Genomic DNA, 22,831 nt, shown 5'->3' on the forward strand with positions numbered 1-22,831 from the left:
TTGATTACAAAGGTATGTTACCGTGTTTTTTTCTCGGCATGTTCACCACTTTATTTTCCAGCATTTTGAAGCCCTTGATGAGTTTGGCGCGGGCCTGCTCCGGCAGGATCACCTCGTCGATATATCCTTTTTCAGCTGCCAGGTAAGGGTTGGCGAATCTTTCGGTATAATCGGCCACCAGCTCGTTGGTCCGGGTTTCCGGGTCCGGAGCGGAGTCAATTTCTTTCTTATAGATGATTTCCACGGCCCCTTTAGCGCCCATTACGGCTATCTCCGCCTGTGGGAAAGCGTAGTTGAGGTCGGCCCCGATATGTTTGGAGTTCATCACGCAGTAGGCGCCGCCGTAGGCTTTGCGGGTGGTGACGGTAATTTTGGGTACGGTCGCTTCGCAGAGGGCATACAGCAGTTTGGCGCCGTTGGTGATGATGCCGTTCCATTCCTGGTCGGTACCGGGCAGGAAGCCGGGAACGTCTACCAGTACCAGCAGCGGTACGTTGAACGCATCGCAGAAGCGGGTAAAACGGGCGCCTTTCACGGAGGCGTGGATATCGAGCACGCCGGCCAGCACAGCGGGCTGGTTGGCCACAATACCGATGCTTCTGCCGCCGATGCGGGCGAAGCCCACGATGATGTTGTCGGCAAAGTCCTTATGCACTTCAAAGAAGCTGTCGGCATCTGTCAGATGGGCGATCACTTCCTTCATATCGTAAGGCTGGTTGGGGCTGGCAGGGATCAGCGTATTCAGGGCTTCCCGCAGCTCGTTGCCGCCTTCGTAAGGATATACGGGTGCTGTCTCCTCGCAGTTTTGCGGGATATAGCTCAACAGTGTTTTGATGTTCTGGATGCATTCCACCTCGTTGGCGCAGGCGAAATGGGTAACGCCGCTTTTGGTGGCGTGGGTCTGGGCGCCGCCCAGCTCTTCGGAGGTCACTTCTTCGTGGGTGACGGTTTTCACCACGTTGGGACCGGTCACGAACATGTAGGAAGTATTTTCCACCATCATGATGAAATCGGTGATGGCTGGAGAATATACGGCGCCGCCGGCGCAGGGTCCCATGATGGCGGATATCTGGGGGATAACGCCGGAAGCGCGGGTGTTGCGGTAGAAAATATCCGCATAACCGCCCAGGCTCACCACTCCTTCCTGTATACGGGCGCCGCCACTGTCATTGAGGCCTACCAACGGGGCGCCGTTCTGCATGGCGAGGTCCATGATCTTGCATATTTTGCGGGCATGCGGTTCGGAGAGGCTGCCGCCATATACCGTGAAATCCTGTGAGAAGACATAAGTCAGCCTGCCGTTGATCGTACCGTAGCCGGTCACCACGCCATCGCCGGGAAACTGTTCCTGGTCGGTGGTAAGGCCGCGGTTACGGTTATGAACCAACATGTCCAGCTCTTCAAAAGAACCTTCGTCCATCAGCAGTTGAAGCCGCTCCCGGGCGGTCAGCTTGCCTTTTTTATGCTGGGAAGCGATCCTTACTTCTCCACCGCCTAACATGGCTTCTTTAATCTTCGACTGTAATTCCTCGATCTTATTCATATGCGGAAAATGAGTGATAAATCTGAACTAAAAAATAAAGGATTCCTTTTAAGGAATCCCTGCGGTTGTAAATGTAATGTTTTTGAAAGACTATCTGTTCCGGCGGAACGGAAATTTTGGCGTAGGCACGGTGTCGCTGATATTACCTGAATTGTCGCGCAGGAAAACGATATAATGCGCGCTGTCGCCGGGCGCCGGGTTGTAGGCCGCCGCGAAATCAATCTCCTCGAAAGGCATGATCACATCTGCCTTTATGCTGTTGCCTCTGTTTTGCCCGATTTTAGGCATTTTATAGAATTGCCAGATAGTATCTTTGTTAACGGCTTGTTCGCTGTCTTTGAGCATCGCTACGCCGATGCTGTCTTCAATGTCTCCATCTCCGTCTTCCACCCGCATGGTAAGAACAAACTGCCTGGTATCGGGCGTGATGCTGTCTGGTTGATAGCTTTTGAAGAACAGTAGCGGTTTAGTGCCGACATTATCTTTTTTACAAGCATAGAGCAAACCCACGGCCAGGAGCAAATAGAGAATTTTCTTCATAAAACAAACCTACATTAATTTAGGAAATATACAAATAATCGGCTATCCCCGTCTCTCCAACGAAAAACGTTTTTTTTGGGACATTTGTTACTTGCTTCGGCTAAATTTATTCTTCTCCCTACCTTTGTGATCTTTAAAGACCGATATACATGCGCGTAGTTTCGCCCGATTATATATTTTCCCTGAAGCCGGAAGAGCTGGAGACCGCCGCCCTGGAGCTGTTTCGTTACCAGTACCAGGAGAATGCGCTCTACAGGGCCTATACCGATGCCCTGCGGATACAGCCGGGCAGGGTAACCAGCCTCCTGGAGATCCCCTATCTGCCCATCCAGTTTTTTAAGTCCCATTCCGTGGTGTGCGGGCAGTTTGAGCCGCAGCTGATATTTGAAAGCAGCGGTACTACCCAGACGGTCAACAGCCGGCACCTGGTGAAAGACGCCGCCGTTTATACCCGCAGCTTTATGACGGCTTTTGAGCAGTTCTACGGGCCGGTAACGGATTACGTGGTGGTGGGCTTGCTGCCTTCCTACCTGGAGCGGCAGCATTCCTCGCTGGTACGTATGGTTCAGGAAATGATCGTCCGCAGCGGCCATAAAGAAAGCGGTTTTTACCTGTACGAACACGATACGCTGTACCAGCAGCTGCAGGCGCTGGAGGCGCGGCAGCAGAAAGTACTGCTGATCGGCGTTACCTTCGGGCTGCTTGACTTTGCCGAGAAATACACATTGTCCCTGCAGCATACCATCGTGATGGAAACGGGCGGCATGAAAGGCCGCCGGGAAGAATGGACCCGCGACGAAGTGCATGCCTTCCTCAAAGAAAGGTTAGGCGTTACTGTTGTACATGCCGAATATGGGATGACTGAACTGTTGTCGCAGGCTTATTCCCTGGGACAGGGGTATTTTGAAACCCCAGCCTGGATGAAAGTGTTGCTGCGGGATGAAAATGATCCCTTCCAGCTGACAGCCGGCAAAGGATCGGGGGTGATGAACGTCATTGACCTGGCCAATATTTATTCCTGTGCCTTTATTGCTACCGAAGATATCGGGAAAATTCATGCCGACGGCCGTTTTGAGGTGCTGGGACGCCTCGACAATTCAGCCTTGCGCGGTTGCAGCCTGATGGCCGTTTAATTTTGGAATTTAGATATTTAGATATTTTCAAATTTGGGTATTGTGATGTTTGGCTGATGATCGGGCGGCAATAACCCAATAACCAAATTTCAAAATAACCAAATTTCAAAATTTTCAAATTATTCCGGGATATTGGCGGCCACTTTCAGTAGTGCCGGCAGTTTGGCCGGGTCATACATGATGCTGGCCAGAGAGGTCATATACGGAAAAGAATAGTGGTCCATGCCGAATTTATTCAGCAGGTACACGTCCAGCTGTTCGGGAGCGGTATGGCCCTGTATATAATCACCCACATAGAAGAGAAACCGTTGTCTTTCCTTTTCAAACAGTAGTACCAGCGCCACTTTGTCTTTTAACTGGTCGCGGAGCGGGTTTTTGAATATTTTCAGCGCCTGCGTATAGTGTGCATGGGAGAGCGGTTCCGGCGGGTTAGGCAACAACTGTGTACAGAAGTAGTCTACCGCCAGGTCGTCGAAGTAGCTGACGCCGTTGTCTTCACCCGGGTCGTTATGCCAGGTGGCCCATTGCACGAGCGCTTCCGGTGTACTGTTGCCTGCCAGCAGCGCTTCCAGCTGATGAATCACGCCTTCGCGGGTAGGCGTGGAATCGGTCGCTTGCGTGAGGGCCCCTACTATTTCCTGATAATAGTTTTCATGCACGGCAGTAGCTGTTCTCAGCAAAATGCGGGTAACGTCTTCGCCGGAATCGTCCAGGTCAGCGGGTTGCAGGTTTATTTCTCCGTACAGGTCCTGCAGGACTTCCTGTTTAGTTTTAGTTCCGCGTAAGTAAGCCTTCAGCAAACCAATAAAATAAACAGAGGTTACAGGGGGCATCTTATCTTTCATGGGCCTTTTTTATTCGCGCATTCGCTTTCAGGCCAAAAATAGGATAAATTAGATAACAATATTTGCCAGCTGTGTAAAACTAAAACATTTAATTTTCCGTAAGCTTTCTACAGGCAAACGGGAAAAGTGACGGCTTCTGCTAAAACTGGTGCAGTAATTGATGGGTTCTTTTCCGCGTTTCCGATGACCTCACCTACACAGCAAGGCTATACGAACCGGCCATGGTACAGGCCGGCATAGGCATTTTCGAATGAAGACGCTCCTCAGAACATGACAGCAACGCCTGCTGCTGCATTTATATGCTCCGACTTTTTTCACTCAGTTTTAAAATTCACGAAAAATGGAAAACAAATCAATCAGCAAAAAAGTGCTGTTCTCCGGCTCGCTGGTGGCCAGCGCCATCCTGGGCCTGACTGCCCTGCAAACAAATGCCAACCCGGTAAGCTACACCAACCTGGGTTCCGGCGCCGCTGTCAGAAGTGTGCTGACCGGCACCGCATCTGCAGTTAATACCGTAGAGCTGGCCTGTTCCAAAGACTCCTCCACCGCTAAATCCAAAGAACACAAATGTGCACAAGGCAAATGCGCTGAAGGCAAATGTGTGGGTGATCCCAAAAAAGCCAAAGGTAAAAAAGGCGACAAGCACAAATCCGATACGACCAAATCCGGCTCGTAATCTTTCCCACAGGAAAGGCCGTGTTCCGGTCTTTCCTATTTTCCTGTCATCACAAACAGCTTATTATGGTAGGATTAGGTTTTCGCCGCGAGTTTGCGGAAGAAATGATCAGCGGAACGCTGATCAGCCCCGATTTTATAGAGTTTGCGCCGGAAAACTGGATGAACATAGGCGGGTACTGGAAAAAAATGTTGCACCGGGTGGTGGAAAAATACCCGGTACTATGCCACGGGCTTTCCCTGTCGCTCGGCAGCCCGGAAGAGCCGGACAGTACATTTCTGCGTTATGTAAAATCCTTTCTGGAAGAATATAAGGTCCGCATTTATTCTGAACATCTGAGTTATTCGAAATGTGACAATGCCCATCTGTACGACCTGCTGCCTATGCCTTTCCGGATGGACGCCGCCAGGCATATGGCTGCCCGCATCCGGAAGGTGCAGGATTACCTGCAACGGCCGCTGGCCATGGAGATTATCTCCTATTATACGCCGGTGGCGCCGGAAATGAGTGAGGCTGATTTTATCAACGAGGTGGTGCAGCGTTCCGGCTGCCAGCTGCTGCTGGATGTGAATAACATCTACGTGAACGCCTTTAATCATCAGTACGACGCCAAAGCCTTCATCGCGCAGTTGCCGCTGGACAGGGTGGCTTACATCCATATGGCGGGACATGAGCAGGTGGCCCCTGATATGATCCTCGACACCCATGGGCACCCTATCGCCGATCCGGTGTATGCGCTGTTTGAATGGACCATCCAACAGATAGCCCCTGTGCCGGTGTTGCTGGAGCGTGATTTCAACATCCCGCAGATGCAGGACCTGCAGGCGGAACTGACACGGCTCAAAGCGATCTGTCACCAACAATGGAAACATCATGAACTCGTCGCCTGACAGCCGCGTGCTACAGCAGCGGTTTACCACGCATCTCCGTACCGGTGTACGGACTACCATCCCCGGCGTAGCCCCGGACCGGCTGGCGCACTACCGTCATGCTATCTTTCACATGGTCAAAGACACCATGGAAAGCGCCTACCCGGTTACCTGCGCCAATATTCCCCGGCGGAAGTGGGACCATATGGTCAAAACGTTTTTTGCCCGCCATGCCTGCACCGCCCACCAGGTGTGGAAACTGCCGCTTGAGTTTTACACCTATGCCGTGGAAAACAGCTGGGATGAAGTGTATGACGTCCCTTACCTGAGCGATCTGCTGGCGTTTGAATGGGCGGAGATAGAGGTGTTCAATATGGAAGATGTGGCCCCGGCCGCTTTTGTTGCTACGGGCGACTGGCGGGAAACGCCGCTGGTACTGAATCCGGAGTACCGGCTACTCTCTTTCAAATATCCCGTTCACCAGGAGGCCAAACGGGCCCGGCTACTGAAACAGCAGGGGGCCTGGTTTGTGCTGCTGCACCGGGAGCCGGTTACCGGCCATGTACAGTTTACCGGTCTTTCTCCCTGGCTGGCCTTCGTTACAGAGCAGCTGGCGGCGGGTATAACGGTAAAGGATATACTGGAATATGCGCCGCAGCTGGGTATAACGGTAACGGTTGAACTGGAAGCCGATACTGTGGCATTTTTGGAAGACATGCAACGGCGACAGTTCGTATTCGGCTTTCGACCCTGAAAACAGTACTTCTCTTGTGCGCCGCTCATCTTGCGCCGCATGTTCCTGCTAGTCTGCCAGGTGCAGCGCAAAGCCGCTTTTACCTGTTACGAAATGGGGTTGCAGCACTTCTTTTTCATCATAGTCCTGTTTGCCGATCCGGTAACGGATAGGAGCGGTGTCGGGGATGCTGAGCAGGCGTTGCTCCAGGTCCTGCAGAATGGTGGCGTACCGTTCGGGAGACACCTGGTTGGCGCTGTTGACCACAAACGGGGGCAGGGAGGCGGCGCCGGCATACCAGAACACGCCGTGGTGTACCGGGAACATAAGGTCTTCGATAGCGCCGTGGATGCCGTGAGGCCCCAGTTGTTCCGCGGTGGCGCCCGTGGTGATCATGAGCATCACTTTTTTGCCTTTGAGGGTGCCGTTGCCGTAGCGGCCGCCGGTACCGTAGGCGAAGCCGTTGGTGAAGGTGCGGTCTATCCATCCTTTGAGGATCGCCGGCATGCCAAACCACCACAGGGGGAACTGCAATAGGATCACATCTGCCCATTTTATTTTTTCCTGCTCCGTGCTGATATCGGGCGACTGCACATTGTCCAGGTAGGCTTTTTTGGAAACCGCGCTGTAGACCAGCCGTTCATCAGCAGGCAGCGCCGGGAAGTCCTGCCGGCCTGCGGACGCCTCCCATTGCTGCCGGTAAAGGTCGGTGACCGCCACTTCATGGCCATGGCGTTGTAAAATCCCTGCAGCAGCGTCTTTCAGGGAGGCGTTGAGGGAGCGGGGCTCGGGGTGCGCTAATACGATTAATACTTTCATTTGTTTATGTTTTGTTGTTACAGTAATTTTGATGACGTAAAATTGTACAATTTACATGGTAGTTTTATTGTATAATTTTTCCATTTTTCTGTAATAAACCAACGATAATGCCCAGGGAAAATATTCACCAACCATTTGAGATAGTGGAGATGATCACAGACCGTTGTCCGCTGGATGAGCACGGGCACAATTTTTTTGAGCTGGTGTATATCGTGAAGGGCAGCGGACGGCAGTTTATCAACAATAATGAGTTTTCCTATAGTAAAGGACACCTGTTCCTCGTGACGCCGGAAGACAAACATCTGCTGGACGTAGAAGAAGAGACGCACTTTTTTTTCCTCCGGTTTAACAAGATATACCTGCAAAACCAGGAGACGGCATTGTTATACTCACAGGAATGGATGCGCCGGATGGAATTTATTCTCGAACATGCCAGTCACCGGCCGGGCTGTATCGTATATCACGAGCCGGATAAGCAGCTGGTGCCCGCCATTGTAGCCGGACTGATACAGGAGCAGGCAGGCAAGCCGCTGTATCACAACGAAGTGGTGCGGCAGCTGGTTAACACCCTGATTACCGTGGTGGCCCGGAATATTGCCATGAAGCTGCCGGCGCAGGTAGGTGATCACACGGCCACGCCTGTACTGGACATTATCGGCTATATACAGGAGCATATCTATTCACCGCAGGCACTGCGGGCGGCGGTCATCGCCAAACATTTCCATATTTCTCTCAGTTACCTGGGGCGTTACTTTAAAAAACATACGGGGGAAAACCTGCAGGACTATATTACGCATTACAAACTGAAGCTGGTGGAGACCCGTTTAAAACACAGCGATCTTCGTATCAACGAAATTGCCGCCGAACTGAGCTTCACAGATGAGAGCCATCTTACGCGATTATTCAGAAAACACCGTGGTATGAATCCGTCTGCTTTCCGCAAACAGTTTGTGCTTAACTGATCAGCTGGCTATGGGAAAGGAGTAATTGCCGAGGCTGCAATCGTGGAACTGTTGCATGATCTCTAATCCTTCTTCGTAGGTATCCGGTTTAATCACAAAGGCTTCTGCTCCGAGGTTAATGCATTGTTGTTTTTGTATTTCGTTCAGGAAAGTTGAGTAAATGATGACCCGGATGGAATGGTACCGTGCGTGTTGTTTAAGCAGCTCCAGTGTCTGCGTGCCCGTAAGGCGGGGCATGTTCAGGTCAAGAACGATCAGGGCGGGGAGCGGCTTTTCGGTGAGCTTGTCCAGGTACTCGAGGGCAGTGACGCCGTCCTGGACAAAATGAATATGCTCGGAAAAGGAAAGCTCTTTACACATCATTTCCATGATAAATACATCTTCGGGGTCGTCGTCGGCTATCAGAATCTGTGGGTGCGTCTGCATGTCAGGATAAAAGTTTGTTCTTTATCCACTACAAAGCGAATGCCTTTTCTGCAAGGCCGCTTTTAGGGGTGATCCGTCATTTACTTTGTCCTTGTGCCGCAACAAATTGAGGAAGAATGTCGGCGTCCCCTATCCGTTCCCAACCACCACAGCGCCTGTAAGATCATCCGGTTCTGCGCCGGGCTGCTGAAGGTATGTGACAGTGTTTGCCGGGTACCCTGTTCATAGTCCATATCGTTGTGTCCCATATTGAAATAGACCATGTTGTACCTGCGGTTTGTCCACACCACGGGATAATCGCCGCTATGCCATATCTCGCTGGGTTTGGGGCCGGTGCCCAGCGGGAAGCTGCTGCTGTCTATCGATGCCAATACCGTTATATCTGGGTTTTGCCGGAGAGGGCCGCTCCAGCGGTACCATTCGTTGGGGGCGGAGGGGAAGCGTTCCGGCAGGCCGCGGGTGACCGGGTGCCGGTTGTCCACATGCAGCACCGCGGCGGTGGGCCGCCAGGTGTTGCTGACATAGGAGCCGGAGCCAAGGAAAGTGTTGTGGTACCAGTCCCAGTTCTGCGGTACGGCAGAGGGCGTAAGCGCAAATGCTGCGAAATGGAAGCCGATCCAGGCGCCGCCTTTTTCGGCATATTGCTGAAATGCTGCCCGTTGCGCAGGTGTTTCCGGCCTGGTATCGAGGAACAGCACTACCTGGTAACGTGAGAGAAATTTTTCGTTCAGGTGCTCCCAGTTGCTCGTGGTGTCATATGTAAAATGACAGCGGATCGCCATTTTGGGAAACCACTGGTTGGCTTCCCGGACAAAGCTGATATGGGCGGCATCTTCCGCCGCAGTGAAAAAAGCAATGACCCGGAAGGCCGGTGGCTGGGCGGTACCGCATAGGCTACCAAATAACAGTGCCAGCAATAAGCAGCGGATAGCGTGGAATTTCATGCCTACAAAATACAACGCTGCAGCCTATATTTTTCAGATTTCGATGTAAGGAAACTAGCAGGGTATCTCCTGTCATCCGTGTGTAAAGAACCGGCTGGCAGCACTTACTCCAGGGCGGTTTTTACGATGATGTTGGCGCCTTCCGCGATTTCCGGGAAAGCGGCGGCGGTACCCATATCGGTTTTCGCCCATCCGGGGCCGATGGCATAAGTACAGAAGGTATGGCGCAAGGTTGCCTGCAGGTAAATGGTCGGCAGGTTGACCATTGTTCCGGAACTTCAAACTGGCACTACCTTTGTCTTTATCATGATAAAAACACACGATCATGAAAAGGCTATCATTTCTTGCTTTGTTGATTATCAGTGCGTTAGCGTTTGTTAAACCGTTACAGGCACAGGTGAGGCTTAATGTAAATGTGAATATCGGCAACCAGCCGGTATGGGGGCCGGTAGGATATGACTATGCGCAATACTATTACTTCCCGGATATTGACGTGTATTATGACATTCCCCGGCGACAGTATGTATATTTAAATGGCAACAGCTGGCTGTTTGGCCCGACTTTGCCGGCCCGGTATCATTTTGACGTGTACCGGGGCTACAAGGTGGTGGTCAATGAACCTAAACCATGGCTGCATCCCGACGTGTACCGGGGCCGTTATGCCCGCTATAAGGGGCCAGGCTGGTATGGTAAACAGGACATCATCCGTGACAGCAGGGATAGCAGGTATTATGTGGTGAAAGGGCATCCGATGTATGGAAAGGGAAACAATGGAAAAGGCAATGACAAGGGAAAATATAAATATAAAGATAAGGGCAACAAGGGCCATGGTAAAGGACATGGACATGGTCACGATAAATAGTCAGTTAATCCGATAACGAACTAATAACGGATCCATCGTGAGAATTGGATAAATGGCCGGTCAAAGCTACCCCCCGGAAGCTTTGCCGGCCATTCCTGTTTTACAGCCGGCAGCTGCCGGTCAGTGTTTTCTCCGTGCTCATGGCACGCGGAAACAGTATATTGTTTTCCAGGTGGATGTGTTGATGCAGATCGTCCTGAAACTCTTTCAGCAAAGCATAGGTAACGCGGTAGGTATTGCAGGCTTCTGCCGGCGGCGTATAGTCGTTGCTGAGAGTTGCGATTCGGCGGAACCGGTCGCCTTCGTGGTCATGTTCTTCCATCATGGCGCTGACAGGTCTTTCGACGGCGCTGATGCTGTTGTCGTCCACATATTCGCCGGCTGCCTGTTTCCGGGCGATTTCCCGGATGCGGGGAAACAGGATCAGCTCTTCCTTGTTGAGGTGGTTGGACAGTTCAGCCGAAGATGCCGTAAAGAGCGCTGCTATCTGCCATAATTCCTGGTGTTGCTCGCCGTGTACCTGGCATACCTTGCGCAGGTATTGTTGCAGCACCGGTATTTTTTCCCGCACATAACCATGGTGTTTGCGGACGATATGGTCTGCCAGTTGGTCCAGCGGCATGGTATTGAAGTGCTGCATAGTGCAGGCGGGTACCGCCGAGATGTCCTCCAGTTCGTGGAGTATGGGAGCGATGTCCAGTTTTTTCTCGCGGCATACGTCGCCAATGGGTTTGTTGCCTTTGCAGCAGAAGTCGATGCCATGCTGGCGGAACACGTCGGCAGTGCGGTAGTCTGTGGCTACCAGTTGTCCAACGATGGTGTTTTCAGTGATTTCCATCTTAAAGCTGTTTTATAGGTATACAGGCCGGTGGCCGCTAACGCAGCGGTGGCTGGCCCTGATAATATTCAATTTTGGAGAGGAACATTTGCGCCATTTTCTCACCGCGCCAGCAGGCTTCATCTGCTTTGGGCCCTGCAAAAAGCCCGTTGACCGTGGCGCGGAACAGTTGCACCCAGCGGTCGAAATGAAGTCCGTTGACCGGCATAGTGGCATGCGGATGGAAAGGGGCCCCGTGGTAGGTGTGACTGTCCAGCAGGATGGTGTCCCAGAAGCGGTACATTTTTCCGAGATGTTCCGGCCAGCGGTGCTGTATGAGGTTATTGAAGATAGGCCCCAGCAGCTCGTCTTCCCGCACTGTTCCATAGAAGGTATCTACCATCTTTTGTATATCGGTGAGATCGGTGATGTCCTTTTTTGTTTCCATATAAATAAATACATTTTTGTCCTTAATAAGGCGCCGCGCAAACGGCTGACATAAGGATGCAGGACAAAAGTAGGTATTATTACCATAATAAAAGACTAAAATATCTTTTATTTTGATAAAATTTACGGCGCCGCCATGGACGCCGTTTCTGTGTTATTGTTGTTTCTTCAATGCGTAATTGCCGGCGGCATCTTTTTCCAGACGATATCCTTTGTTGAGTTCCAGTTTCCAGCCTTTGCCGGTGATCAGCAGGTCCGTGAAAGTGTCTGGCAGGCCAACGATGACCTTGTCCCAGTCTTTGCTCATCAAGGCGCCTTCGGTCACGGTGAGGATGCCCCATTTATCGGAGATACGCATGGTAGGATATACGGTACCGTAGCCATCTATCGGAACAATATTGGAAGGATTAAAAGAAATATTCATTTTTTCAAACCGCAGTTCGGTATGGGGCTGGTGGATGAACAGCTGGGTATAAGCTACAATCTGTTCCTGTATTTTCTTTTCCCGCACCGTTTCTTCCTGCGTGACAGCGTCCCCGTTATATCCTTGTGCATAGCTGGTGGCAGCTGATTTTACATCGGCCGGAACAGTTATGCCGAACGTCTTTATGATTAATGACGTCAGTTGCGACCGGCTGTTGAGTTGCCGGTTCCAGCCTGGTTTAACCTGCGACATCAGGTACCCGTAAATGGGAATGGTTTGATACGCAAACGACCGTACGAAAGTAGGGTAGTAGTGCAGGAAGTCGTACAGGTTTTTGTTGAAATGCTTTACAGCTGCGGCTTTGTCGCGGTTGCAGACCATCATGCCGGTGAATTCGGCAACACCTTCATTGAGTTCCAGTGCATTTTCCGTTGTATCGGCGCCGGGGTATAGTTCATAACGGTAACGGCGGAACGTTAGTGCATGCAGCAGGTGCTGCTGCCGTGTCGCTGCGGAAGTAGCGGCGATGGCCTGCTGTAATGCCGCCAGTTCCAGCCGCAGGTAAATACGGCCGTCTTTTTTGTCGAGGTGGTTATTGGTCGGATCGGTCGGATGGAAGTGCAGCGCGGGTTGCGACCGGTGGAACAATTCATGCGCGATCAGGTTGATGCGGTCATCCTGTTCTGCAGGCAACGGCAGTTGTACCATCGCCCAGTGACGGCCTTCCCAGTGCAGCGACGTGTTGGCGATATTGATCCTCGAAGGCAGTTTGCCGATGTAAACGGCGCCCTGTTTTTGCAGCAGCCCGGAGCTGTCGGGCATATTGGCGTACAGTTCCCGGGTGGAAGTATTCACCAGCAGCATAGGGCCGTACAGGTCAGTCCCCCAGAGGCGTTGTTGTTTTTTGGTGGCGGTGGCGGCGTCCTGAAAAGTCCGCTGTGCCAGGGTGATAACGGTATCGGACTGTTGGCATAAGGCTTCGCCGGCGGTGCAGCCCAGCAACAGGCCGGCCATGAGGAAAGTTTTCATATTGCGTTTGTTCGTTAAAGAGGACAGGTATTGGCAACTGAAAGAAAAGGGGAAAAGTTCCGGGGTGGAAGGTACGTTAAAACAACGATACAGGGAGGAAGAGAATGGAATTCCCGGGCAGGTATCAGCCCGGGAACAGGAAATTAATTAACGGAGGTATCCGCCTTTCTGCAGTACATCAGCCCATACGGCGTAGCCTTCCGGTTTCAGGTGAAGCCCGTCCATGGTGAGCTCTGCCCGCAGATGTTTGTCGGCGTCCAGGAAATGCGGATACAGGTCGATGATAGTGACGTGACTGCCTTTCAGCTGCCTGATCTGTTCATTCAGCCAGAGGATGTGTTCATCTTTGCCGTAGTGATTTTTGAATTTATTGAAAGAGGCATTTACCGGCAGCAGGGTATAAAAATAGATCTGTGTTTTCTTCGATCCTTTGCGGATACGGCTGATGATCGTTTTGTAATTACGCAGGATCACGCTGTCGGGGATATTCCGGGATACGTCGTTGATACCGATGAGTACAAATATTTTAGCGGGTTTGCCGGCAATGACTTCGTTGAGCCGTTCCAGTACCCCGAAGGTAATATCGCCGGAAATGCCTCTGTTGACCGCATTGGGCAGCGACAGGAGGTTAGCCCAGTTGGTGCCGGCGGTAATGCTGTTGCCCAGGAAGACGAAATTTTTCCGGGTGATTTTTTCAGCGTTGAATTTCGCCACGAGCTCCTTGTATTTACCGGGGCGGTGGGTGCTGTCCCACGCAGGCGCCTGCGCCTGTAGGTTACCGGTGTAGAGCGTAAGGCTCAGAAAGGCTCCGGTGAGCCATTTGCAAAGTGAAAATGTTTTCATAACGGCATCTTTATTTTATCGGGTGGTCATAGCCATCCGATAAAAATAGACACTGCGTTATAAAAATCCAATTGTTCCCTGGAACCAGTCCCGGATTTTGGGTCAGGAAAATGTATTTCATAACATCAGTTTCGCAGATTTTTGATCACTGCCAGTTGTTCTTCCAGCGGATGCAGGGACAGCCCGAAAGAATGCAGCCACTGCTGGCGTAGTTTTTCCCAGTTGGGGAAATGCTGGCTGGTATGATTGGTGCCGTTGATGGCGTCCAGGTACAGGGAGGCTTCCATGGCAGCCTGCTGGTCGAAATGCAGGTCGGGCCTTTTCAGGTAATAGTGCAGGTATTTGTCAAGGTACGCCACACTTTTTTCGTTGTTAAAGCTGGCCAGCACCAGTGTGTATGTACTGCCTACGCAAGACAGTTCGCTTTTCAGGAAGTGTGTACCGATAATATCCACCAGGTCGGTATACTGGTTGATCGCCGCGAAGTAGGCGCCTACTTTTTTGGCCGGCCAATGGGCATCTCCCAGTAATAAAGTTGTCAAGTCATGTGTGATCAATGATTTAACCCGGTAAAAAGGTTCGATCCATTCATCATTCCCGGAACAGACATTCATGTAGTAAGGCTTCACCCATTGTTGGTAGATAGCAGCGGGCAACTCAAAGCCATTTTCGTGTGAAGTCAGGCTGGCAAAGGGGGACAGGTGTCTGATAATAGCTCCGGCCGCGTGCAGGTCGGTCACTTGCTGCAAGTCATTCATGGTATAGGATAGCTTAATTGGGGGTAATTTACAGGGATTGCGTTAAAATAACAAGTGACAAGATGACGGTATGCTGCTTTACTTCACGGATACCCCCATACGCAGGCGATGAAGAGGCAGGTTGTTGTCAAAACTCCCCTGAGTGGTAAAGACCTTTAAGTGCTGTACCGGGCGTTGGAGACACATTGTCTGTTGACCGCCCGAAACTGTCCACACGTCAAATATCTTTTACCAGGGCGCCGTCAGCGGCTAGGTTTGTGTAAAATTGATATTCATGCAAACCTCCTCCCGACAAACTTATCTGGATTGGCTGCGGATCATAGCCATCGCCGGCGTGCTCATTTTTCATTCCGCCATGCCCTATGTGGCTTACTGGGAATGGCATATCAAAAATAACGCTACCAGTCACGTATTACTGGAAATGAATGATTTCCTGCACCGGTTCCGAATGCCGCTGTTGTTCTTTATCTCCGGTACCGTAAGCTATTACATGCTGCAAAGCCGCAGCGGCAGCGGTTTCCTGGGGCTCAGGTTCCGCCGGCTTTTTGTTCCGCTGCTGCTGGGTATATTGGTGATTGTGCCGCCACAGGTGTACCTGGAGCGCGTGACGCAGGGCTATAAGGGCAATTTCTGGCAGTTTTATGCGGAGATGTTCCGTACCGGCGCCTATCCCAAAGGCAATATGAGCTGGCATCATCTCTGGTTTATCTGTTACCTGCTGGTGTATGATATCCTGTGTGCTCCTTTGTTTGTCTGGTGGACATCTCCCGCAGGGAAAAAATGGCTCCAAAAGCTCAACCGGCTGGCCTCCGGCAAATGGATCTACCTGTTGATGGCGCCCAGTGCGATCTCACACGCTTTTCTGGCCCGTATGTTCGGTGCTACCAACGACCTGGTCCACGATTATGCCTATTTCCCTTATTGGATGTTATACCTGATAGCCGGTTTTGTCTGTATCGCCAATCCCTTGCTGATGGACAGCCTGGAACGCAACCGGCGGAGCTCTTTTGCCGTGGCGTTCGTGAGCATTATCATCATTAACTATTTCCGGTGGAACGGGCTGGAGCCGGCACACGGCTGGCCGGGATGGACCGGCTGGTGTTATACCGCGCTGGCGGTGGTCAGTGCCTGGATGTGGGTGTTTACCGCTGTAGGGTATGGCAAACGGTATCTCAACCGGAAGAGCCGGGTGCTGGCGTATGCCAACGAAGCGGTGTACCCGTTTTATATACTGCACCAGACGGTGATCGTCATATTGACCTACTACCTGTCCACCTTGCAGGAAGACATCGGGCTGAAATATATTTTTACCGTCGTGGTGACTTTCATGATAAGTATGAGTATCTTTCATCTGTTTATCCGGCCTTACGCGCCGATGCGCTTTCTGTTCGGCATGAAGCCGGCCGCTGGCCGGCAGGTCAAAACAACAACGGAAACGGTGGATAATCCCGCCTTACAACCACACACAGTACCGCTGACATGAGGTTCTTTATGAAATATATATTCCCCCCGTTATATGGACTGCTGGCGTATTTTACCATCCGCCTGCTGGCGGATTCTGTATCGGGGATGCTGTTCTGGCGGCGGTCCTGGACGTTGAACGGCATAGAGATGGCGTTCAGTGCCATCATGGGCTATGTGTTCATCTGGGCATATAATCGCCTGTTTGCCTATTATGACAGGCGCTGGCAGCACGATTTTTCTTCCAAACGGATCGGGCAGGAGGTGCTGGGCGTTTTTCTGATCAACCTGCTGGTACAGAATATCTTCCTGACTCCCATGGTAGCGCTGACGGACGACGGGCTGCAATGGTACGACCTGGTAGATGTGAACCTGATCCCCCTGTTTTATGCGTTGATTTATTACGGCGTAAGGAGGAGCCATCTTTATTTTCAGGCCTATGTGCAGAACCGGCTGCAACTGGAGAAAATCACCAACGATAAACTTGAGACAGAACTGAAATTCCTGCGGGCGCAATATCATCCGCATTTCCTGTTCAACGCGCTGAACACCATCTATTTTCAGATGGACGACGATGTAGTGGCCGCCAAAAAAACAGTGGAGCAGTTTGCAGACCTGCTGCGGTACCAGCTGTACGACCAGCAGGAGATGGTAGGTATTCAACAGGAGATACAATATATGCAACGGTTTATCGATCTGCAGAAGATACGTTCCTCTCCCCGGTTACGGCTGCAGCTGCATTTCGACGAACAGTTGCAGGACGAAAAAGTGTATCCGTTACTGTTCCTTCCGCTGGTGGAGAACGCTTTTAAATACATCGGCGGCGATTACCTCTTGCAGCTGGAGCTGCGCAAGCAAGGAGCGGATATTTGTTTTCTTGTGCAGAACTCCATCCCTGCCGCAGCGCCGGAGATAGAGGGGCTGCCGGTAGCGCGGGAAAAAGGCATCGGGCTGGAGAACCTGCAGCGGCGGCTGGAGCTACTGTATCAGGACAGGCATTATTTTTCTGCGGGCATAAAAGAACAACAATTTGTAGCTGAATTAAAACTTACTTTACCACCATGAACCCTGTAACCATACGTTGTGTGATCACGGACGATGAGCCGCTTGCTGCCAAAGGTATCATGGGATATGCAGCACGGACAGGCTTCCTGGACGTGGTAGCTGTTTGTGAAGATGCGGTGCAGTTGAACGCCGTATTAAAACAACAGCCGGTAGACCTGTTGCTGCTGGATATTGAAATGCCTTATATCTCCGGTATCGAATTTTTGAAAAATTACCCGCAGCCGCCGAAGGTGATTTTCACTACCGCCTATGAACGTTATGCCATGCAGGGTTTTGAGCTAGATGTACTGGACTACCTGCTGAAACCTATCTCTTTTGAGCGTTTTCTCAAGGCGGCCAACAAAGCGTACGATTATTTTGCAGCGCAGCACACGCAGCTGTCTCCCTATTTTTTTATAAAGGCAGAAAAAAAGCTGGAGAAAGTGTTGTACCAGGACATCCTCTTCGTGGAGGCATTGGAGAACTACGTGGCCGTATATACGACGGACAAAAAAATACTCACCCATGCCACGCTGAAGTCCGTCATAGAGATGCTGCCGGCCCAGCAGTTTATACAACCGCATAAATCCTACGTGGTCAATATGCAACACATCGGCGCTATTGAAGGGAATATCCTGCACGTGGGTCCTTTTCAGGTGCCTATCAGTAAATACCAGAAAGAAGAAGTGCTGGAGAAGATTATCAACAACCGGCTGCTCCGGAAATAGACCGCCGGATGACTGACCTTGTTACAACTGGCACCGCAATTGAGGCTTTTCCCTAAAAAGGGTTATGAAAAAGCTTTGTATCCCTGTGTTGGCTATTATATTGATGGCTTGCGGGCAACAGTCGAAACCGGCACAGGAAGAAAAACATGACAGTACCGCTGCGGCACCGGAAACAGTTGAGCCGGTGGATGAACGGAGTTTTGTGGGGCACATGGCAGCGTCTGATCTTAAAGAGATCCGGCTGGGAGAACTGGCTGCTCAGAAAGCAAAAAATGAAAGGGTGAAAAAATTCGGTGCTGATATTGTCAAAGAGCGCACCGCTTCCACCTTACAGCTGCAGGAGATAGCCCGTCAGGAAGGGGCTGCGCTGGCACCTGAACTAAGCCGGGACGACCAGGATGAAATAGCGTTGTTGCGTGACCGTGACAATATGGACCGGGCATATATTAAACGCATGGTACAGGAACAGAAGCGGACGGTCCGGCGGTTACAACAATATACCAATGCAAAAGACACCGCCATCAGTGCTTATGTTAAAAGAACGTTACCAGTGGCCAGTGCCCGTTATGACGAGGCAATCCAGATCCTCGAAGATATGCGTAAGCAGATGAACAACAGAGATATCTCCCACGACTGACGGAAGAGATTGTCAGGAGTTCACATCCGGTATATATTGGTTTACGGTGAATTAACTTATTTCATTTTGGTACCCAGATAACTTCTGCCTTCGGCGAGATGATTGATAGCGTCCGCCATCCGTTGAATCCGGGCATCGGGCACACTGACTTCCATCAGCCACTGCAGGCACTTTTCCTGTTCAGCTGCCGGCATCGCCTGAAAATTGCGCAGGGCGGCCGGTTCGTCATGCAGGCATTCCAGGAAATCATTGGGGATGATCTCTTTGGTTTGCTGACCCACGGGATATAATATTAGCCTGACCTGTTCGCCGGCTTCTTTTTTGATCTGTTTGCGGATGGCCGCTTTTACCGGCAGCATCATCACGCCTTTTTTGAAGGGCATGAGATTACACGGGGGCAGTTCATATTGATCAATGAAGCCACGGACCTTGCGCATACCAAAGTAGCCTTTGCCGCTTTTGGGCAGGTCCGGCAGGCGGATGAAAGTCCATCCGCCTTTGCCGTCGAAGCGTTCGAGTAAGAGGTCCTGATCGATCAGGGGGGAAATTTCCATATTTTGTTATCTCTTGTTGGCCGCGGCGCTGTTTATCCGGGACGACCGTGCCTTGTCGGCCTGTGCTTCCCTGACAGCCTTATTGTTAATCCAGGTTGCCAGCAAAAGTAGTATTCCAAATAAGAGTAGTAGCGTTCCAATGATTTTAACGATGCGTTCAAAAAAACTGGTAGCCAGTGCTTTATTGTAGCTACTATAGTGTTGCAGCCCACCCGGGCCGCGCCTGTTGAACCGGTTCCGTCCCACGTACCACCGCGCGGACAATCCAATAATGATCAGCAAGATAGCAATTGTAGTTACCATAACAATAATTTGAGGGAATCTAAATTTACTGATTTATTGGTTAACAGGCGATAGGTACAGTAACACGATAAGAATCCCCGATGTGTCAACAGCGGGGAGGCGTGGTGGAGAGGTGACAAGGTTTTACCGCAGGAATTCCAGCACCTTCCGGTTAAATGTTTCCTTCAGCTCCACATTGGACAGGTGTACCGCCGGCAGCATGACCAGCCGGGCATCCGGGATGGCTTCAGCGAGATAGGCGCTGTGCTCCGGTAATGTCACCGTATCATTATCGCCACCGATGACCAGCGTCTGATGGTGGATCAGCTGCGCTGTTGTACGCAGATCGCCATCGCGTACGGCGGCAAAAGAGCCCGCCAGCCCGGTCGGAGACATGCCCAGAATCACTTTCCGGAATGGTGCGATGCGGGGATCTTCGGCGTTGATCATGGCGGTGGGAAACCAGTTGTGGATAAACATGTTTTCAAATGCGGCCATGTCCGGCTGCTGTCTCAGGGAGCGGATACTGTTATTAAAACCTTCCTGCGGGCCGAGATGAGCGGCAGTATGCGCCAATATCAGTTTATCTATCCGTTCCGGTGCATGTGTGGCAATATACTGGGCGATAAACCCGCCGAGGGAGAGACCCAGGAAATGCACCCGTTCAATGCCGAGGTGGTCCAATAGTTCGATAACGTCGAGGGACATACGGCTAAGGGAGTAATCGCCGGCCGGAGCGTCGGAAGCGCCGTTGCCCCTGGTATCGAAACGCAGTACCCGGAAATAAGGGCTGAAGGCTGCTATCTGTGTGTCCCACATATGATAGTTGGTGGCAATGGAATTGGAAAATACCAGTACCGGGCTGCCGGCGTCGCCATCCAGCCGGTAGGCAATGTGTACGCCGTCGCCTGTAGTGAAATATTGTTGTTGGCCTGTAATGACGCCGGCGGCTGTGCTAAGTGTATTGTTCATCGTTGTATGTTTTTTGTGTTATTGACAAGTCAAAATTAGGACGGCCGGAACTGGCGGCGGAGGTATATCCCCGGGTTTATTCAGTATATTTACAGGCATGGAAAAATTACTTTACCGGCCGTTTGATTTACAGGTGTCAGCAGAGGAGCAGTGGGAGAAGCGCCCGCTGGTGTATCACTTTTTTGAGATTGTGCATATACTGGAAGGCAGTGGCTCGCGGGAAGTAAACCTGAATAAGCTGTCTTACGCCAAAGGAGATACTTTTCTTTTTACCCCGTTGGACTGCAGGGGATTTCTCAGTGAAACGCCCACCCGTTTCTGTTCGATCCGTTTCTCGGAAATATTTATCTCCCAATATAAACAGGCGCAGGACCAGGAGCGTGCGCTTCGGTGGCTGAAGCAACTGGAGCATATTTTCTTTCAGCATAACCGTTTTCAGTGTATACAGATTACCGATCCGGGCGACCATCGTATTGTCGGGCAACTGATCCACAGTATGATAGAAGAGCATGACCAGCAGAAAGACCACTACCAGGAAAACATGCAGCATTTTATCTCCCTGTTGCTTAACATCCTGGCCCGCAATGTGGCCGACAGCACCCGGGAAGGAGCCCGTGATGCGGAAGAGCCGCTGATCAACAAAATGCTGGTGCACATCCATACGCACATAGGTGAGCCGGACCGGTTAAAGATGGAGTTTCTGGCCGCCAGTTTTCACTTGTCGGCCAACTATGTGAGTGAATACTTCAAGAAGTTTACCGGTGTGGGGCTGCAGCAGTACATCAGCCAATACAGGATGAAGCTGGTGGAACAGCGGTTGCTCAACAGCGCGCTGACGATCGGGCAGATCGCCGATGAGTTCGGGTTTACCGATGAGAGCCATCTCAACAGGGTGTTCAGAAAACAACATGGCGTGAGTCCTACTGTTTTCCGTAAACCGGCGGTGAAAGGAGTTGTTGCCTGATCGTAGCTTATCAGAAGAAGTATCATTCCTGCTTCGCAGGACGTTATTTGTATTTTTTGCGTAAAAATGAAGAAGGTGTCTGTAGACCAAAACCTGTATTATATTCCCGCTTCTCTTTCTGTACATGATATCATTCATCAGGCGGAATCAGACCCGGATGAAATGCCGTGGGTAAACGGTGTTCCTGTAAAGGAACAGATTCATATCGAAGCCTATCAACCGCAATGGCCGGTATTATTTGAACAGCTGAAAGCCGGGGTGCAGCAGGCACTTGGAGATACCGCCTTGCATATAGAACATGTTGGCTCCACCGCTGTGGAGCAGTTGCCTGCCAAACCGGTGATAGACATAGATGTGATAGTGGCTGATTCAGCTGACGAAGCCGCCTATGCTCCGGCGCTGGAGGCGCTTGGCTACCGGCTGGAGGTGCGGGAGCCTACGTGGTATCAGCACCGTATGTTCCGGCTGGAGCATCCGCGGGTGAACCTGCATGTTTTCAGTCCCGAGTGTCCTGAGGCGGTGCGGCATATCCTGTTCCGCAACTGGCTCCGCCAGCATCCGGAGGACCGTGAGCGTTATGCTGCCATTAAGTATGAAGCGGCCAGTGGAGTAGAGAACGCGGGTGACTACAATAAGAAAAAGAACGCTGTGGTAAAAGCTATTTATGACCGGATGTACCGGGCGTTGGGACTGGTGGAATAAAGGCGGAAAAAATAGCCGGTATGAAAGCACACTTCATACCGGCTACCACTACTTCCGGATTGATTATTAGAAAAAGACCATGTTCACTTTGGCAATTTTGAATTTGCCTTCTGTAATCTCTTTCTGTCCTGATACATTTAAGTCACCTCCGAAAGCTGTTCCGCTAAAAGTGCCTTCGAGGAAAACTCCGTCGTTGCGGGTGATCTCAATCCGGAAGGGAGCGTCCGGATGTTTGTTGTTATTGCCCGAAGCGTGGTAGATGTCCTGCAGGCCTGAGCCATCGATAAAAGTCTGCCAGTCGAAGGCATTGTCAATGCCGGCCTGAACAGTGCTGTAGACACCTGTTTTGATCTCATGTCCGGGGAAATTGATCCTTACATAGAGCTTTACCTTCTTGTCTTTTCCGGCTTTTCCGACAGCAGGGTCTGTCCCTTTCAGTTCAAGCATGGAAAAGTCCACATTGGTTTTTTGAAAATAACTTTTGGACGTCAGTGAGTCCACATAGAAGTCGCCATCCACTTTCATACTGATAAATTCGACAGATGGTTTTTTTTCGACAGTTGGTTCCGGTTGACTGTCATGGCTGTCTTTTTTGCATGAGGACGACAGCACGAGCATAAGCATGAATGCCGGTACAATTAATGGTTTCATTTCGTTTAACGATTATGTGAGAAAAAAGGCATTTTTAAAATGCCTGTGCAAGTGTAGTGTAAAATGTGTACCAAAAAATGAAGTGGTGGCACGGGGATACGGAAATATTTTTGTCAGGATAATTTCTGCGGGCGGTGAGGACCGTGCGTCATCTTACTGCTGTTGT

28 protein-coding genes are annotated in these 22,831 nt (G+C 51.1%); 12 read left to right on the forward strand and 16 right to left on the reverse strand.

Annotation, left to right across the window (positions count from 1 at the left end; all coding sequences use genetic code 11):
* Positions 1-4: 4 nt before the first annotated feature.
* Together B5D63_RS28305 and B5D63_RS28310 are read right to left on the reverse strand one after the other, a co-directional pair.
* Positions 5-1,543, reverse strand: coding sequence for an acyl-CoA carboxylase subunit beta (locus B5D63_RS28305; protein WP_078672224.1), 1,539 nt, complete (start codon positions 1,541-1,543; stop codon positions 5-7).
* A gap of 90 nt (positions 1,544-1,633) precedes the next feature.
* Positions 1,634-2,083, reverse strand: a complete 450-nt coding sequence (locus B5D63_RS28310) for a hypothetical protein (RefSeq protein ID WP_078672225.1) — start codon at positions 2,081-2,083, stop codon at positions 1,634-1,636.
* Between the two features lie 149 nt (positions 2,084-2,232).
* Here B5D63_RS28310 and B5D63_RS28315 point away from each other — a divergent pair, with 149 nt between their 5' ends.
* On the forward strand, positions 2,233-3,216 hold the full coding sequence (locus B5D63_RS28315) for a LuxE/PaaK family acyltransferase (protein WP_078672226.1): 984 nt from the start codon (positions 2,233-2,235) through the stop codon (positions 3,214-3,216).
* Between the two features lie 119 nt (positions 3,217-3,335).
* Here the strand turns inward: B5D63_RS28315 and B5D63_RS28320 are convergent, their stop codons facing one another.
* A complete protein-coding gene (locus tag B5D63_RS28320) occupies positions 3,336-4,061 on the reverse strand; it encodes a hypothetical protein (protein WP_078672227.1) in 726 nt (241 codons plus the stop codon).
* A 340-nt stretch (positions 4,062-4,401) separates the two neighbouring features.
* Between B5D63_RS28320 and B5D63_RS28325 the strand changes: the two genes are divergently transcribed.
* From B5D63_RS28325 to B5D63_RS28335, 3 genes are all read left to right on the forward strand, one after another.
* On the forward strand, positions 4,402-4,737 hold the full coding sequence (locus B5D63_RS28325) for a hypothetical protein (RefSeq protein WP_078672228.1): 336 nt from the start codon (positions 4,402-4,404) through the stop codon (positions 4,735-4,737).
* Between the two features lie 65 nt (positions 4,738-4,802).
* Positions 4,803-5,627, forward strand: coding sequence for an HvfB family MNIO-type RiPP peptide maturase (locus B5D63_RS28330; RefSeq protein WP_078672229.1), 825 nt, complete (start codon positions 4,803-4,805; stop codon positions 5,625-5,627).
* Complete coding sequence (locus tag B5D63_RS28335) at positions 5,611-6,360, forward strand: HvfC/BufC N-terminal domain-containing protein (protein WP_078672230.1); 750 nt, start codon at positions 5,611-5,613, stop codon at positions 6,358-6,360. Before B5D63_RS28330 ends, B5D63_RS28335 begins: the two co-directional genes overlap by 17 nt.
* Before the next feature lie 48 nt (positions 6,361-6,408).
* On the opposite strand, the gene B5D63_RS28340 is transcribed toward B5D63_RS28335, so the two are convergent.
* Complete coding sequence (locus B5D63_RS28340) at positions 6,409-7,158, reverse strand: NAD(P)H-dependent oxidoreductase (RefSeq protein WP_078672231.1); 750 nt, start codon at positions 7,156-7,158, stop codon at positions 6,409-6,411.
* 107 nt (positions 7,159-7,265) lie between these two features.
* Here B5D63_RS28340 and B5D63_RS28345 point away from each other — a divergent pair, with 107 nt between their 5' ends.
* A complete protein-coding gene (locus B5D63_RS28345; protein WP_078672232.1) occupies positions 7,266-8,120 on the forward strand; it encodes an AraC family transcriptional regulator in 855 nt (284 codons plus the stop codon).
* Here B5D63_RS28345 and B5D63_RS28350 read toward each other — a convergent pair whose 3' ends face one another.
* From B5D63_RS28350 to B5D63_RS35170, 3 genes are all read right to left on the reverse strand, one after another.
* Positions 8,121-8,546 carry a response regulator gene (locus tag B5D63_RS28350; protein ID WP_078672233.1) on the reverse strand — a complete coding sequence of 142 codons (426 nt, stop codon included), beginning with the start codon at positions 8,544-8,546 and terminating at the stop codon, positions 8,121-8,123. It lies immediately after the preceding gene.
* An 80-nt stretch (positions 8,547-8,626) separates the two neighbouring features.
* Positions 8,627-9,490 carry a ThuA domain-containing protein gene (locus B5D63_RS28355; protein ID WP_078672372.1) on the reverse strand — a complete coding sequence of 288 codons (864 nt, stop codon included), beginning with the start codon at positions 9,488-9,490 and terminating at the stop codon, positions 8,627-8,629.
* Positions 9,491-9,594: 104 nt separating this feature from the next.
* Positions 9,595-9,756 carry a hypothetical protein gene (locus B5D63_RS35170; protein ID WP_159456199.1) on the reverse strand — a complete coding sequence of 54 codons (162 nt, stop codon included), beginning with the start codon at positions 9,754-9,756 and terminating at the stop codon, positions 9,595-9,597.
* A 59-nt stretch (positions 9,757-9,815) separates the two neighbouring features.
* Between B5D63_RS35170 and B5D63_RS28360 the strand changes: the two genes are divergently transcribed.
* Positions 9,816-10,352, forward strand: a complete 537-nt coding sequence (locus B5D63_RS28360; RefSeq protein ID WP_078672234.1) for a hypothetical protein — start codon at positions 9,816-9,818, stop codon at positions 10,350-10,352.
* A gap of 100 nt (positions 10,353-10,452) precedes the next feature.
* On the opposite strand, the gene ric is transcribed toward B5D63_RS28360, so the two are convergent.
* The 5 genes from ric to B5D63_RS28385 all read right to left on the reverse strand — a co-directional run bounded on the left by ric (position 10,453) and on the right by B5D63_RS28385 (position 14,670).
* Positions 10,453-11,190, reverse strand: coding sequence for an iron-sulfur cluster repair di-iron protein (gene ric / locus B5D63_RS28365; RefSeq protein ID WP_078672235.1), 738 nt, complete (start codon positions 11,188-11,190; stop codon positions 10,453-10,455).
* 37 nt (positions 11,191-11,227) lie between these two features.
* The gene (locus tag B5D63_RS28370) at positions 11,228-11,617 is read right to left on the reverse strand and encodes a group III truncated hemoglobin (protein ID WP_078672236.1); all 390 of its coding nucleotides are present in this window, start codon (positions 11,615-11,617) and stop codon (positions 11,228-11,230) included.
* A 153-nt stretch (positions 11,618-11,770) separates the two neighbouring features.
* Entirely contained in the window at positions 11,771-13,069 is a 1,299-nt protein-coding gene (locus B5D63_RS28375; RefSeq protein WP_143313141.1) for a hypothetical protein, read from the reverse strand.
* 147 nt (positions 13,070-13,216) lie between these two features.
* Positions 13,217-13,912 carry a GDSL-type esterase/lipase family protein gene (locus tag B5D63_RS28380; RefSeq protein ID WP_078672238.1) on the reverse strand — a complete coding sequence of 232 codons (696 nt, stop codon included), beginning with the start codon at positions 13,910-13,912 and terminating at the stop codon, positions 13,217-13,219.
* Positions 13,913-14,037: 125 nt separating this feature from the next.
* On the reverse strand, positions 14,038-14,670 hold the full coding sequence (locus B5D63_RS28385) for a DUF6000 family protein (protein WP_078672239.1): 633 nt from the start codon (positions 14,668-14,670) through the stop codon (positions 14,038-14,040).
* 274 nt (positions 14,671-14,944) lie between these two features.
* Here B5D63_RS28385 and B5D63_RS28390 point away from each other — a divergent pair, with 274 nt between their 5' ends.
* The 4 genes from B5D63_RS28390 to B5D63_RS28405 all read left to right on the forward strand — a co-directional run bounded on the left by B5D63_RS28390 (position 14,945) and on the right by B5D63_RS28405 (position 18,540).
* Complete coding sequence (locus tag B5D63_RS28390; protein ID WP_078672240.1) at positions 14,945-16,153, forward strand: acyltransferase family protein; 1,209 nt, start codon at positions 14,945-14,947, stop codon at positions 16,151-16,153.
* Positions 16,154-16,161: 8 nt separating this feature from the next.
* The gene (locus B5D63_RS28395) at positions 16,162-17,196 is read left to right on the forward strand and encodes a sensor histidine kinase (RefSeq protein ID WP_159456200.1); all 1,035 of its coding nucleotides are present in this window, start codon (positions 16,162-16,164) and stop codon (positions 17,194-17,196) included.
* A complete protein-coding gene (locus tag B5D63_RS28400) occupies positions 17,193-17,903 on the forward strand; it encodes a LytR/AlgR family response regulator transcription factor (RefSeq protein ID WP_078672242.1) in 711 nt (236 codons plus the stop codon). The genes B5D63_RS28395 and B5D63_RS28400 overlap by 4 nt, the downstream gene beginning before the upstream one ends.
* Before the next feature lie 64 nt (positions 17,904-17,967).
* Positions 17,968-18,540 (forward strand): DUF4142 domain-containing protein, encoded by a 573-nt coding sequence (locus tag B5D63_RS28405; RefSeq protein WP_078672243.1) that lies wholly within the window; start codon positions 17,968-17,970, stop codon positions 18,538-18,540.
* 56 nt (positions 18,541-18,596) lie between these two features.
* On the opposite strand, the gene B5D63_RS28410 is transcribed toward B5D63_RS28405, so the two are convergent.
* From B5D63_RS28410 to B5D63_RS28420, 3 genes are all read right to left on the reverse strand, one after another.
* Complete coding sequence (locus B5D63_RS28410; protein WP_078672244.1) at positions 18,597-19,094, reverse strand: YdeI/OmpD-associated family protein; 498 nt, start codon at positions 19,092-19,094, stop codon at positions 18,597-18,599.
* Positions 19,095-19,100: 6 nt separating this feature from the next.
* On the reverse strand, positions 19,101-19,397 hold the full coding sequence (locus B5D63_RS28415; RefSeq protein ID WP_078672245.1) for a hypothetical protein: 297 nt from the start codon (positions 19,395-19,397) through the stop codon (positions 19,101-19,103).
* A gap of 123 nt (positions 19,398-19,520) precedes the next feature.
* Positions 19,521-20,348, reverse strand: coding sequence for an alpha/beta fold hydrolase (locus B5D63_RS28420; RefSeq protein ID WP_078672246.1), 828 nt, complete (start codon positions 20,346-20,348; stop codon positions 19,521-19,523).
* A 97-nt stretch (positions 20,349-20,445) separates the two neighbouring features.
* Between B5D63_RS28420 and B5D63_RS28425 the strand changes: the two genes are divergently transcribed.
* Both B5D63_RS28425 and B5D63_RS28430 read left to right on the forward strand, forming a co-directional pair.
* Positions 20,446-21,312, forward strand: a complete 867-nt coding sequence (locus B5D63_RS28425) for a helix-turn-helix domain-containing protein (protein WP_078672247.1) — start codon at positions 20,446-20,448, stop codon at positions 21,310-21,312.
* Positions 21,313-21,387: 75 nt separating this feature from the next.
* Complete coding sequence (locus tag B5D63_RS28430; protein WP_200817115.1) at positions 21,388-22,014, forward strand: GrpB family protein; 627 nt, start codon at positions 21,388-21,390, stop codon at positions 22,012-22,014.
* A 66-nt stretch (positions 22,015-22,080) separates the two neighbouring features.
* On the opposite strand, the gene B5D63_RS28435 is transcribed toward B5D63_RS28430, so the two are convergent.
* Entirely contained in the window at positions 22,081-22,665 is a 585-nt protein-coding gene (locus B5D63_RS28435; RefSeq protein ID WP_078672249.1) for a hypothetical protein, read from the reverse strand.
* Between the last annotated feature and the right edge of the window lie 166 nt (positions 22,666-22,831).

It is taken from the genome of Chitinophaga eiseniae (assembly GCF_900167135.1).
Classification (GTDB): Bacteria; Bacteroidota; Bacteroidia; order Chitinophagales; family Chitinophagaceae; genus Chitinophaga; species Chitinophaga eiseniae.

Coding starts and splice junctions, on each gene's coding strand:
- B5D63_RS28305 (WP_078672224.1), bottom strand. CDS start 1,543: ATGAATAAGATCGAGGAATTACAGTCGAAGATTAAAGAAGCCATGTTA.
- B5D63_RS28310 (WP_078672225.1), bottom strand. CDS start 2,083: ATGAAGAAAATTCTCTATTTGCTCCTGGCCGTGGGTTTGCTCTATGCT.
- B5D63_RS28315 (WP_078672226.1), top strand. CDS start 2,233: ATGCGCGTAGTTTCGCCCGATTATATATTTTCCCTGAAGCCGGAAGAG.
- B5D63_RS28320 (WP_078672227.1), bottom strand. CDS start 4,061: ATGAAAGATAAGATGCCCCCTGTAACCTCTGTTTATTTTATTGGTTTG.
- B5D63_RS28325 (WP_078672228.1), top strand. CDS start 4,402: ATGGAAAACAAATCAATCAGCAAAAAAGTGCTGTTCTCCGGCTCGCTG.
- B5D63_RS28330 (WP_078672229.1), top strand. CDS start 4,803: ATGGTAGGATTAGGTTTTCGCCGCGAGTTTGCGGAAGAAATGATCAGC.
- B5D63_RS28335 (WP_078672230.1), top strand. CDS start 5,611: ATGAACTCGTCGCCTGACAGCCGCGTGCTACAGCAGCGGTTTACCACG.
- B5D63_RS28340 (WP_078672231.1), bottom strand. CDS start 7,158: ATGAAAGTATTAATCGTATTAGCGCACCCCGAGCCCCGCTCCCTCAAC.
- B5D63_RS28345 (WP_078672232.1), top strand. CDS start 7,266: ATGCCCAGGGAAAATATTCACCAACCATTTGAGATAGTGGAGATGATC.
- B5D63_RS28350 (WP_078672233.1), bottom strand. CDS start 8,546: ATGCAGACGCACCCACAGATTCTGATAGCCGACGACGACCCCGAAGAT.
- B5D63_RS28355 (WP_078672372.1), bottom strand. CDS start 9,490: ATGAAATTCCACGCTATCCGCTGCTTATTGCTGGCACTGTTATTTGGT.
- B5D63_RS35170 (WP_159456199.1), bottom strand. CDS start 9,756: ATGGTCAACCTGCCGACCATTTACCTGCAGGCAACCTTGCGCCATACC.
- B5D63_RS28360 (WP_078672234.1), top strand. CDS start 9,816: ATGAAAAGGCTATCATTTCTTGCTTTGTTGATTATCAGTGCGTTAGCG.
- ric (WP_078672235.1), bottom strand. CDS start 11,190: ATGGAAATCACTGAAAACACCATCGTTGGACAACTGGTAGCCACAGAC.
- B5D63_RS28370 (WP_078672236.1), bottom strand. CDS start 11,617: ATGGAAACAAAAAAGGACATCACCGATCTCACCGATATACAAAAGATG.
- B5D63_RS28375 (WP_143313141.1), bottom strand. CDS start 13,069: ATGAAAACTTTCCTCATGGCCGGCCTGTTGCTGGGCTGCACCGCCGGC.
- B5D63_RS28380 (WP_078672238.1), bottom strand. CDS start 13,912: ATGAAAACATTTTCACTTTGCAAATGGCTCACCGGAGCCTTTCTGAGC.
- B5D63_RS28385 (WP_078672239.1), bottom strand. CDS start 14,670: ATGAATGACTTGCAGCAAGTGACCGACCTGCACGCGGCCGGAGCTATT.
- B5D63_RS28390 (WP_078672240.1), top strand. CDS start 14,945: ATGCAAACCTCCTCCCGACAAACTTATCTGGATTGGCTGCGGATCATA.
- B5D63_RS28395 (WP_159456200.1), top strand. CDS start 16,162: ATGAAATATATATTCCCCCCGTTATATGGACTGCTGGCGTATTTTACC.
- B5D63_RS28400 (WP_078672242.1), top strand. CDS start 17,193: ATGAACCCTGTAACCATACGTTGTGTGATCACGGACGATGAGCCGCTT.
- B5D63_RS28405 (WP_078672243.1), top strand. CDS start 17,968: ATGAAAAAGCTTTGTATCCCTGTGTTGGCTATTATATTGATGGCTTGC.
- B5D63_RS28410 (WP_078672244.1), bottom strand. CDS start 19,094: ATGGAAATTTCCCCCCTGATCGATCAGGACCTCTTACTCGAACGCTTC.
- B5D63_RS28415 (WP_078672245.1), bottom strand. CDS start 19,397: ATGGTAACTACAATTGCTATCTTGCTGATCATTATTGGATTGTCCGCG.
- B5D63_RS28420 (WP_078672246.1), bottom strand. CDS start 20,348: ATGAACAATACACTTAGCACAGCCGCCGGCGTCATTACAGGCCAACAA.
- B5D63_RS28425 (WP_078672247.1), top strand. CDS start 20,446: ATGGAAAAATTACTTTACCGGCCGTTTGATTTACAGGTGTCAGCAGAG.
- B5D63_RS28435 (WP_078672249.1), bottom strand. CDS start 22,665: ATGAAACCATTAATTGTACCGGCATTCATGCTTATGCTCGTGCTGTCG.